Raw genomic sequence first — 11,505 nt, 5'->3', positions numbered from 1 at the left:
GTCCGCCGCGCCAGCCGCCGCACCCTCGCGCGCAGCCTGCTCGACGTCGCGGCCGCGCAGACCCCGGTCGAAGCCCTCGCCGCCAGCGGCGGCGACACCGTCGCCCGCATCGAGCGCCTGCTCCACGCCCCGCCCGCCCCCGGCCCCGCGGGCATCGGCACGATCCTCGGCGGCAGCGCCGCGGCGGTCGCCGCACCGATCCTGGTGGTGGCGCTCCCCGTCCTCACCGCGGTCGGCATGGCCTGCTGCTAAAGGGGTGTTGACGGACCGGCATATTCCGAACCCGTTCACTACCCTCCTCAGCATTTGACGATGGGCGCCCCGGGTTTGCCGGGGGCGGTGCGGGGCAGTTTCGGAGGATGAGCGACACCCTTGGCACTACCGGGAAGCAATCGGCCACGATGCCCTCGGACATCGATTCGCAGGTGGGCCGGTTCGACCGGTTCTCCTCGCGCGCTTCGAAACTCACCAGCCGCCCCGGCTACTTCGTGGGCTGCGTGCTGCTGGTGCTGATCTGGGCGCCGACGTTCCTCGTGTTCGACCATCTGACCTGGCACCTCCTGATCGACACCGCCACCACGGTCATCACGTTCCTGATGGTGGCGCTGCTCCAGAACAGCGAGACGCGGAACGACGCGGCGCTCCAGCACAAGCTCAACGCGGTCGCCGCCGGCCTCGCCGACCTCATGGACCGCCTGCCCGACGGCGACAGGCCCGAAGAGCCGAAGCAGCGCCCCTCCGAACTGCGCCGAGCGGTCGGGCTGGAGGACGACGAGAGCGTCTGATCGGCAGCGCCCGTGCGCGCGGTTCGTCGGAACAGAGGGCATCGGCTTTCGAACGTCCCCCACTCGATCGCCGTCAGTCGTCGAGGACCGCGAGTTTGCCCCGGATCTCTGCGGCCCTGACGTGTTCGAGCTCGGAGAGGATCACCAGCGCCTCCTGCCATGCTTCGCGGGCGGCTTGGGGATCGTCGGCGGAGAGGTGGAGGTCGCCCAGGCACGCGAGCGTCTCGCCCTCCTCTGAACGCCGACCGTGCTCGCGGCTGTGGTTGAGGGCCTGTCGATAGTCGAAGCGCGCCTGCTCATGACAGCCGAGCCGGTGGTGGATGAAGCCGAGGCTGTCCCAGATTCCTCCCTCGAAGGCAATGCGGTGACGGTATTCGAGCTCCTGGCAGGCATCCAGTGCCTGCTCGCAGAAGCCGAGCGCTTTGGAGTACTCGCCGAGCTGGGCGAGGAACCAGCCGACGGAGTTCAACCCGCGGGCCACACCGATGCGGCTGCCCGCGGCCTTGAACAGCTCCAGGAAGCGCCGGGAATGGTCGAGCGCCTCGGCATGGCGTCCTTGTCGTCCGGCGAGGTCGGCCAGGCTGTGGTAGGTCGCCGCCTGCCCCACCAGATCACCTGCCGCTTCGTAGAGCTCCAGCGCTTGCAGCAGCTGCGAGTGGCTTTCCTCGAAGTGGCCGAGCCGGGTGTCGCTCCAGGCCAGAATCCGGTGTGTGTGCGCCTGCGCGATCGGCTCGTCCAACCGCTCCGCCGCCCCCAGCGCGGCGCGCCGGAGGGCGGGCTGGCGGCGTACGTAGCCTCGCGCGGAGAAGTAGCCGAACAGCGCCCAAGCGGACTGCCAGACGTGGACGTCGAACGCACCGGGCTTCTGGTTGACCACGGTGGCGGTCATGCCCGGGTGCTCGGCTTCGAACCACCCGATCACCGCCTCCCGATCGGTGAGGGATTCGGGGACGGCGCCGGGGCTCGGTTCACCGAGCGGAATGGCGAGTTCATGCGTGCTCGGTTGCAGCAGAACGGCGGCGGGGTACGCGGTGTGCACGTAGTGGTCGAGCAGCCTTCGCATCGCCTCGCGGCGCTCGGCGGCGGAGTCGGTGCGATCCGCCAGCGCCGCCGCATGGTCGCGAAGGAGGTCATGAAAGGAGAAGCGGTTCCGGGCGACCTCGCTGAGCATGTTGGCCCGCGTCAGCTCCAGCAGGGCGGTCCTGGTGTCGGCGGTTCCCAGTCCGGTGAGGCTGGTCGCCAAGCTGATGGAGACGTCCGGGCCGGGGTGCAGGCCGAGCAGCCGATAGGTTCGCTGAGCGGTGGGAGTGAGATGGCGGTAGGACCAGTCCATGGCCGCTGCGACGGAGGTCGACGGGTCGGTCGGGCCCATGTTCAAGTGGCCGAGCCGGTCTGCGGCCAGGGCTCGGGCGTAGTCGCCGATCGAGGTCGAGTGCGAGTGGTGGGTGAGGTAGTTGGCCGCCGCGATGTGGATCGCGAGGGGGAGGTGGCCGCAGGCCGCGGCGAAGGCGGCGATCTCTGCCTCCTCGGCGCCCCTGGTGGTCAGCCGCCCCAGCAGGCTTCGCAGGAGCGAGCCCGCTTCGGCGGCGGTGAGGGTGTCCAATGCCAGGTTCAGGATGCCGGAGTGGGTGGCGCCCAGGCCGTCGAGCCGATTGCGGCTGGTGATGACCACCAGGCAGTTCTCCCCGGTCGGCAGGAGCGGGCGGACCTGGGGCTCGGCGTGGGCGTTGTCGAGCATGATCAGGAGTTTCTTGCCTTGCAGCGCTTTCTGGTAGCGCGCGGTATAGGCGTCGAGGGTGTCGGGCACGGCCTTGGCGTCGACGCCGAGCTGTTCCAGCAGCAGGGTCAGCGCCTGCTCGGGGCCGGTGGGCGGCACCTCGGCGTAGCCGTTGAGATTGACGTACAGGCACCCGTCGGGGAACGCGACCCTGACGGCCCTGCTGCGGGCCCAGTGGATCGCGAGCGCGGTCTTGCCGACGCCTCCGATCCCGGTGAGCGCGGAGACGACCACCGCCCGGGCCTGATGGTGCTCGCGCAGGAGCCGGTCGAGGCGCCGCAGTTCTTCGTTTCGGCCGGTGAAGGACCGGTCGTCGGCGGGCAGACTCCAGGCGGGCCAGTCGACGGCCGCAGGGGCCGCGTTCAGGGAGGTGCCGGTGAGGCGGCGGCGAACCTCGTCGAGCTGGACGCGCTGGCGCAGGCTCAGGCCCAGGCGGGGGTTGCTCAGGAGCAGGTCGAAGCGGTCGGGCTCGTCCCCGGCCGGGGGCCGGGGGAGGTGCTCGCCTTGAATCCAGTAGTAGACCGTGGCCCGACTGACGTCCTCAGTGGATTCGGCGATCTCCCGGACGGTGCAGCCGGAGTCGGCGATGCGGGCTCGCAGCCAGCCGCCGAGTTTGGCGGGGGTGTCGAGATGGGCGAACTCGCCCTCGTCTTCCATTGTGCGGCCGAGGAGCCAGGAACGGACGGCCACCTCGCTGACCCCGAGTTCGCGGGCGACCTCGGCGACGGACTTGCCGGAGTCGGAGAGGTGGACGGCCAGCCATGAGGAGAGCCTTGCGACGGTGTCGGGACCGGGCGGGCGCGGATTCGCGGTCACGGAAATGCCTCCGCTGGGGGTGGGCGCTGCGGCGCCGAGGACGGGTCCAACGTAGTCCAACGGACTCTTCTCGTCAACGCCTGCAGGGGATTCAATGAGGCGGAAGAACAGATCCGGACTTGAGTGAGGAGGGGCCATGACGAACAGCAACCATGTTCAGAAGGACGTCGGCTGGCGTTAGCATCCTGCTCATCATTGGGTGAGAGAACCGATTTGTCGGCGGCCGGGCCCGATTCGTATTCGGGCCCGGCCCCATGCTTTGAGCGCCTAGGGCTCCCCGCCTGTAATCCGTTGGAGAAATCGGGCGTGCGCCGCAGGAACCGCGCGACCTGACCGCGGTTCAAGCGCGGTCCCCGCCGGTGAAGAGTCCTGCGTAGCGCCGGCGCAGCTCGGCCTTCTGGACCTTTCCCATGACGTTGCGCGGGAGCGAGGGGACGATGCGGATCGCGCGCGGCTGCTTGAAGCGGGCGAGGTCTCCGGCGATGAAGCCCAGGAGGTCCTCGGGTCGCAGCTCCCGGCCGGGCTTGGCGACCACGACGGCCACCACCGTCTCGCCGAAGTCCGGGTGCGGGACGCCGATCACGGCGGACTCCAGGACGTCGGGGGAGGCGTCGATCAGGTCCTCGATCTCCTTGGGGTACACGTTGAGTCCGCCGGAGATGACGAGGTCCTTGTCGCGGCCGACGATGCTGAGGTACCCGTCCTCGTCGATGCGGCCGAGGTCGCCGGTGATGAAGAAGCCGTCGTCGCGGAACTCGGCGGCGGTCTTCTCGGGCATCCGCCAGTAGCCGGTGAAGACGTTGGGGCCGCGGACCTCGATGGCGCCGATCTCGCCGTCGTCCAGCGCCTTGCCGTGCTCGCGGTCCACCACCCGGACCTCGACGCCGGGCAGCGGCCGGCCGACCGTGCCGGGCTTGCGCGGGCCGTCGTAGGGGTTGGTGGTGATCATGCCCGTCTCGGTCATGCCGTAGCGCTCCAGGATGGCGTGCCCGGTGCGCGCCGCGAACGCCGCGTGGTCGCTCGCCGGGAGCGGTGCCGAGCCGGAGACGAAGAGCCGCATCGAGGAGCAGGCCTCGGGGGTGAGCCGGTCGCTCTTGAGCAGTCGCGAATAGAACGTGGGGACGCCCATGAGCACGGTCGCGCGCGGCAGCAGGTCGATGATCCGCTCGGCGTCGAACGCGGGCAGGAAGTCCATCGAAGCGCCCGTCGCCAGGGTCAGGTTCACCGCGACGAAGAGCCCGTGGACGTGGAAGATCGGCAGGGCGTGGATGAGCCGGTCCGCACCGGTGCAACGCCAGGACTCGCGCAGCGCCTCGCAGTTCGAGGCGAGGTTCCCGTGGGTGATCACCGCGCCCTTCGAGCGCCCGGTGGTCCCGGAGGTGTAGACGATCGCCGCCGGGTCGCCGGCCGCGGCGTCGTGGACCCCGTCATGGAGTTCCCCGCCCTCCATGAGCGTCCCGTCTCCGTTGCGGCCCAAGGTCTCCACGACCACGCTGTCGCGGTGCCGGCCTTCGGGTCCGCAGACCAGGACCCGGGGCTCGGCGTCCCCGATGAAGTAGTCCATCTCCGTGTCCGTGTACGCGGTGTTGAGCGGCAGGAAGACGCCGCCGATCCGCAGGGTCGCCAGGTACAGCGCGATGGCCTCCGGCGACTTCTCGACCTGCGCCGCCACCCGGTCGCCTGGGCGCACGCCGTCGGCGACGAGCCGCGCGGCGATGCGCCGCACGGCCTCGTCGGTCTCGCCGTAAGTGAGACGCCGCCCCTCGGGCAGCTCGAAGAGCACGCGGTCCGGTCGGCGCTCAACCTGTTCCGCGAAGGATCGGACGATCGTCCTCACTGCGCCGGGCCCAGGTCGGCGATGGCGATGACCGGGCCGCCGCCCGACGGGCCCTGGTGCCAGGCCGCGACGGAGACGAACACGGCCGGGTCGCCGGTCACCGCCGCGACGACGCCGCCCACGCAGGACTTGATCTGGCGGTGCCAGTGCACGTCCGAGTCGTCCAGCATGATGTTGCGGCGGCCCCGCACGCGCCCGGTCGGGTCGGCCTCGCACTTGCAGAACACGCCGACGAGCCGACCGTCCAGGTCGCTCGACCGCGGCCGCTCGGGCAGGTCGATCCCGGCGTCGGCGATCGCCTCCCACACGCCGTCGGCGTCCAAGGCGTCCTTCATGACCGAGTGCCCCGCGCGGTAGCGGCCCCCGGCCCCGCGCACGTTGCCGACCACCACGATCTGCGCCCGGTCGAGCTCCACACCGGACGAACACGAGGCGACCGACGAGTACAGGCTCATGTCCTTGCAGATCTGCTCGGCCGCAGGCATCTCGCACTCGCCGAGCGCGACCGCGATCCCGAGCGCGGTGGTGCCGTTGGAGACGTCCATCGACAGGCCCGTCTCCTCGGTGAAGACCTCCTGCCCGCGCGACTTGGCCTCCTCGATCGTCGACAGCGTCAGCAGCGGCGTCTTCGTCTGCACGTAGTGGACGTCGGCCGGATCGTCGATCCCGGCGGTCTTCATCGCCTCCAGCACCCCGGCGGCCACCTTCTCGACCATCGCGGGCCGCCCGATGTCCTCGGGGAGGATCACCTCGCTCATCGCGATGCCCACGGCCAGCCGCGACTCGGCCGGGTCCCCGGCCGGGGCGTCCACCTCGGCGAAGACCACCGCGTGCGGACTGATCACCCCGTCGGTGCCGCCCGACCAGACCAGCGGCACCTCCCCGACCTCCTCGATCGTGCGGGTCCCCTTGGCCGCCAGGACCTCCCGGAAGGCCCGGTCGGCCAGGATGCGCGTGTAGTCGTTCACGCCGCCGTTGCCCTCGGTCTTGCCGATCACCGCCAGGACCCGGTCCGCCTCGAACACCCCGTCGTCGATCAACGCCGCCAGCCCGGACGCGTCAGTGACGCTCTCGATCGCGACCTTGCGCACTTCAATGGCCATCAGATTCCCTCCACAGTGGTTCTACTCATTCCGGTCGGACGACGTCGACATCGGCGTGGTCCTTCCCGCCCGACAACCCCGGGAAACCCGGGCCCCGGTCGAAGAACGGCGCCTCGCCGCGCTCGGCCCGCAGGCGCTCGCGCAGCGCATCGGTCGCGGCCTCATCGACCAAGCCGGAAGCGAGCACGACACCGTAGTCGGCCCGCGCCCCCTCAACCGACACCTTGCCGTCGCGCACATCGTCGGCGACCCGGCCCGGCTCGCGGTCGAGCGGATCGCCCCACCCGCCGCCCCCGGTCGTCCGGATGCGGATCACCTCGCCCTCGCGCACCGGCTCGGCATCGGTCAGCCCGCCCACGAGCCTGCCCTCGATGTCCACCGTGAACGGCCGACCCGCCGCGCCGCCGTTCACGCCCCAGCAGGCCAGCAGGTTCCGGTCGGCGATCGACATGAAGCGCGCGTCTTCGAGCATCCGCACGTGCTTGTCATACCCCAGACCGCCCCGGAACCGCCCCGGCCCGCCCGAATCCACCGCCAGACCGAGCCGCTCCACCCTGATCGGCCAGCGCGACTCGGCGAACTCGACCGGGATGTTCCGCGAGTCGGGGACGACGTGGATGGTGTCCTCCCCGTCCGCGTACCAGCGCCCGCCCGAGCCCCCGCCGAGGACCTCGCGCATGAGGTAGCCCTCGCCGTAGACGCCGGTGTAGCGGATCGTCTCCTGGTCGGCGGGCATCCGGCCGCCGGTCGCCTTCGCGAGCACCCCGGACAGGACGCCGAGGAGCCGCAGGATCACGAAGGTGCGCGCGTTCGTCGGCGCCGGGAACACCGGCGTCAGCAGCGTCCCCTTGTCGGGGAAGCGCATCTCGATGAGCGGCACGACCCCTTCGTTGACGTCGAGCTCGGCGGCCCGCTCGGGCGAGTCCGCGAGGTTGCGCAGGATCGGCGCCAGCCACTTCTTGAGGAACACGCCGTCGGCGTAGTCCCCGGCGTGGTTGATGGGGCCCTTGGCCTGCGGCCCGGTGCCGGTGAAGTCGATGATCAGCCGGTCGGGGAGCTTGGTGAGGGTGATGCGCTGGCGGTGCAGGCGCGGGGCGTCGACGCCGTCGTGCTCGGCGTAGTCCTCCCACACCCAGGTGCCCTCGGGGATCTTGGCCAGGATCTCGCGCCGGTAGGTCTCGGTGGTGTTGTCGATGATGGCGTCGAAGCACGCCTCGACCTCGCTGCGGCCGTACCGTTCGAAGAGTTCGGAGAGCCGCTCGGCGCCCATGGTGCAGGCCGAGCACTCGGCTTCGAGGTCGCCTTCGAGCGAGTCGGGGGTGCGGGAGTTGCGGACCATGATGCGCAGGGCGGCCTCGTTCACGAACCCCTTGTCGCGCAGCTTGATCGGCGGGACCATGAGCCCCTCCTCGTACACCGAGCGCGCCCCGGACGGCATCGAGCCGGGGACGGCGCCGCCGATGTCGTCGTGGTGGCCGAAGGCCTGCACGAAGGCGACCACCTCGCCCTCGTGGAAGACCGGGACGGTGACGCACAGGTCGGGCAGGTGCCCGATGCCGCCTTCGGAGAGGTAGACGTCGTTGTGGAAGTACACGTCCCCGGGGTTCATGGTCGCGACGGGGAAGTCGCGGACGACCGGCTGCACGAGGGCCGAGTAGGAGCGACCGGTGAGCTTGCGCAGCTTGAGGTCGTGGATGCCGGCGCGGAAGTCGTGGGCGTCGCGGATCATCGGGGAGCGGGCGGTGCGCCCGATCGCGGTCTCGACCTCGCGCTCGATCGAGGCGAGGGTCCCGGCGACGATCTCCACCAGGACGGGGTCGGGGCTCGTCATCGGGTCACCACCAGGCTGCCGAGGGCGTCGACCCGTGCGGTGAAGCCGGGCTCGATGGGGGTCGTGGAGCCGAACTCCTCGACGATCGCGGGGCCTTCGACCAGGTCGCCCGCTCCGAGGTCCTCACGCCGGTAGATCGCGGCCTCCTGCCAGGTTCCGAAGTGGACGTTGCGGGTCGCGAAGGGCATGGCCCCCTCGCCCGGGTCCTGCGCTGGCAGGGCGGGTTTGGGGATGGCGCCGACGCCGGTCACGCGCACGTTGACCCACTCGGGCGCCTTGTCGGGCGTGGCGTACCCGTAGAGGCGCTGGTGCGCTTCGTGGAAGGCCGTCTCCACCGCGGCAGGGTTGAAGGAGGCGCTGTCGAGGTCGCCGGCGGGGGCCGGGACGCGGACCTCGTAGGACTGGCCGGGGTAGCGCAGGTCGGCCGAGCGGTGCAGCGAGCGGGCCGAGGGCGCGATGCGCTCGCGGTCGAGCCCGGCCACCGCCAGCGCTTCGAGCTCGGCGTAGAGGTCGCCCGGGTCGCCTCCGGTGCAGGTGCGCACGTAGTCGTTGCGCACGTCCACCGTGAGCAGGCCGAAGGCCGAGAGGCTGCCGGGGTCGCGGGGGATGATCGCGGCGCGCATGCCGAGGAGGTCGATGAGGCGGCAGGCGAGGAGCGGGCCGGAGCCGCCGAACGCGACGAGCGGGAGGGTCCGCACGTCGATGCCGCGCTGGACGGTGACCTGGCGGATCGCGTTGGCCTGGTTCCAGGCCGAGATCTCCAGGATCCCTTCGGCGGTGCGTTCGAGGCCGAGCCCGAGGCGCGTGGCGAGGCCGCCGATCCCGGCCGCGGCAGTGTCGGGGTCGAGTTTGATCTCGCCGCCGAGGAGCGCGGGAGGGATGCGGCCCAGCAGGACGTGCGCATCGGTTACCGTGGGTTCGCTGCCGCCCTTGGGGTAGCACATGGGGCCGGGGTCGGCTCCGGCCGAGCGGGGCCCGACTTTCAGGGTCCCTTCGGGGGAGGTCCAAGCGATCGAGCCGCCCCCGGCGCCGACGGTGACCACGTCGATCATGGGGATCTTCGACGGGTAGCGCCCGACCGTGCCCTCCGTGGTCAAAGCCGGTTCGCCGCCTTGGACGACCGCGACGTCGGTCGAGGTCCCGCCGCCGTCGAGGGTGACGGCGTCGGCGGCGATGAGGGTCGCGCCGAGCACGCCCGCCGCCGGTCCTGAGAGGACGGTGGCGATGGGCTGCTCGACGACCTCGGCGGCTGAGAGGACGCCGCCGTTCGACTTCATGATGTAGAAGGCGTCGGCGCGCTCCTCAAGGCGCGCGGCGATGCGGGCGATGTAGCGGCGCACGGTCGGCTTGACGGCAGCGTCCACCAGCGTGGTGACGCTGCGCTCGTATTCGCGGTACTCGCGCAGGACCTCGCTGGAGACCGACACGCACGCCCCGGGGTGCTCCTCGGCGAGGATCTCCCGCATCCGCCGCTCGTGACCGGGGTTCGCGTAGGCGTGCAGGAAGCACACGCCGATCGTCTCGATCCCGTTGTCGCGCATCCACACCGCGGCGGCGCGGGCGCCGTCCTCGTCGAAGGGCCGGACTTCGGTACCCCTGTGGTCGAGCCGGCCGCCGACGGTCTTGACCCGGTGGGCGGGCACGATCCGGGGCGGCTTGACCCAGAAGTAGGAGTTCCCGTAGCCGTCCGGAACGGACTGGCGGGCGATCTCCAGTATGGACTCGAAGCCTTCGGTGGTGATGAACCCGAGGTCGCCCACGCGGTCTTCGAGGAGCTGGTTGGTGGCGACGGTGGTGCCGTGGGCGACCGCCGCGGCCCGCTGCCCCGCGGGCAGGATCCGGTCGAGCCCGGCGGCGAAGCCCCGCGAGGGGTCGTCGGGGGTCGAGGGCGTCTTGGTGGCGCGCAGGGTCCCGGTGGCCTCGTCGAAGGCGACCACGTCGGTGAAGGTGCCGCCGGTGTCCACGCCGATGCGGATCGCCATTCAGTTGCCTTCCGGCTGGAACCTAGGTGCTCCAGCGCCCGGAAGAACGCGGGGCGATTGCTTTGTTGCACTCCCGCTGCGCGAGACTGCAACAAAGTGAACATGCGGGCGTGTCGCGTCAGGGAGTGATCGCATCGGTGTCCTAAAGCCGCAGGTGTGAAGCAGGTCGTGGTGGTGAAACTGGTTCCGGACGCAGGATCGCGTGCGGCGCTGGCTGAAACCCTGTCCACCTGTAACACGGAGGCGAACCGGATCGCGGGTGTCGCGTTCGCGCACCGGGGCGCGGTGACCGGTCGTGTGGAGCGCGAATACGCGTTGCGCGGCCGGGTGTACGCCGAGGCGAAGGGGACCGGGATCGGTTCGCAACTTGCTCAGCTCGCGGTCAAGAAGGTCCGCGACGCCTACACCGTGGTCGAAGCGCAGGTCCGGTCTGGGATGTTGCGTGGTGCGCGGGCCGCGAAGGCGTTGGGCAAACCGGTGGTCTTCCGATCTGGTGCGGCGCAGCCGTTCGACGACCGGTGCCTGTCTTGGAACCTCGACGCCCGGACGGTCTCGGTCCGCACTGTCGTGGGTCGGGTCAGAGGGATCGGTTTCGCTTGCTCGAAGCGGGACCTGGCAATGCTGCGGGCGCACCGTAAGGGCGAGTCTGATCTGTTCGAACGTGGCGGTGAGTTGTATCTGGCCGCGACGGTTGAGGTTCCGGTGGCCGAGGAGCGCGAGCCGGTCGACTTCATCGGGGTGGACCGGGGGATTGTGAACCTCGCGACGACCTCCGACGGCGTGAACTTCCAGGGCCAGGATCTGGAGCGGTACCGGCGGCGTATGGCGCGGGCTCGGGCCGAGTTGCAGGCGAAGGCCACTAAGGCCGCGAAGAAGAAATTGGCGCAGCGTTCGCGGCGGGAGTCCCGGCATGCGGCGCATGTGAATCACAAGATAGCGAAAGAGATCGTGTCGGCGGCCGAACGCACCGGTCGCGGTATCGCCCTTGAGGATCTCGAGGGCATCCGCGAGCGGGTACGGCTCACCCGGTCCCAGCGCGGCAGGATCTCGCATTGGCCGTTCTACCAGTTGGCACAGCACATCGGCTACAAGGCCCGCCGAGCGGGCGTGCCGGTCATTGCGGTCGACGCCCGGCACACCAGCCAGATGTGCCCGTTGTGCCACCATACGGAGCGCGCCAATCGAAGATCGAGAGATGAGTTTTGTTGTCGTGGGTGCGGTCTCGCTGGACCGGCCGACGTCATAGCCGCCGTCAACGTCCGAAGACGTGGACGGATGGCTTGGGCCGTTTGTCAAGGGTCCGGAAGGCCCGCCTGACTGCGGGTCCGATCTACCCGCCACGCCGCAGCCAGCGACGATGGACGAGGTACAACC

At 70.4% G+C, this 11,505-nt stretch carries 7 protein-coding genes and 1 pseudogene; 3 read left to right on the top strand and 5 right to left on the bottom strand.

The genetic code is table 11. The features are described 5' to 3' along the window. Positions 1-252 (top strand): annotated as a pseudogene (locus DI269_RS01915) (M56 family peptidase); the annotation flags it as partial. 107 nt (positions 253-359) lie between these two features. Beyond that, positions 360-785: a low affinity iron permease family protein gene (locus tag DI269_RS01910; protein ID WP_198667061.1), complete on the top strand. Its 426-nt coding sequence runs from the start codon at positions 360-362 to the stop codon at positions 783-785. Between the two features lie 73 nt (positions 786-858). Here DI269_RS01910 and DI269_RS01905 read toward each other — a convergent pair whose 3' ends face one another. From DI269_RS01905 to DI269_RS01885, 5 genes are all read right to left on the bottom strand, one after another. Then, on the bottom strand, positions 859-3,378 hold the full coding sequence (locus DI269_RS01905; RefSeq protein WP_198667060.1) for a tetratricopeptide repeat protein: 2,520 nt from the start codon (positions 3,376-3,378) through the stop codon (positions 859-861). Positions 3,379-3,718: 340 nt separating this feature from the next. Next, entirely contained in the window at positions 3,719-5,206 is a 1,488-nt protein-coding gene (locus tag DI269_RS01900; protein WP_408612255.1) for a malonate--CoA ligase, read from the bottom strand. A 5-nt stretch (positions 5,207-5,211) separates the two neighbouring features. Then, positions 5,212-6,318 (bottom strand): barbiturase, encoded by a 1,107-nt coding sequence (gene bar / locus DI269_RS01895; protein WP_112133453.1) that lies wholly within the window; start codon positions 6,316-6,318, stop codon positions 5,212-5,214. A gap of 25 nt (positions 6,319-6,343) precedes the next feature. Then, positions 6,344-8,149, bottom strand: coding sequence for a hydantoinase B/oxoprolinase family protein (locus DI269_RS01890; protein WP_112133452.1), 1,806 nt, complete (start codon positions 8,147-8,149; stop codon positions 6,344-6,346). Next, a complete protein-coding gene (locus DI269_RS01885) occupies positions 8,146-10,131 on the bottom strand; it encodes a hydantoinase/oxoprolinase family protein (RefSeq protein WP_112133451.1) in 1,986 nt (661 codons plus the stop codon). The genes DI269_RS01890 and DI269_RS01885 overlap by 4 nt, the downstream gene beginning before the upstream one ends. A 156-nt stretch (positions 10,132-10,287) precedes the next feature. Between DI269_RS01885 and DI269_RS01880 the strand changes: the two genes are divergently transcribed. Continuing rightward, on the top strand, positions 10,288-11,448 hold the full coding sequence (locus DI269_RS01880; protein ID WP_112133450.1) for an RNA-guided endonuclease InsQ/TnpB family protein: 1,161 nt from the start codon (positions 10,288-10,290) through the stop codon (positions 11,446-11,448). Positions 11,449-11,505: the final 57 nt, after the last annotated feature.

Source organism: Glycomyces dulcitolivorans (genome assembly GCF_003265355.1).
Classification (GTDB): Bacteria; Actinomycetota; Actinomycetes; order Mycobacteriales; family Micromonosporaceae; genus Glycomyces; species Glycomyces dulcitolivorans.
This window is presented reverse-complemented; position numbering and strand designations above follow the sequence as displayed.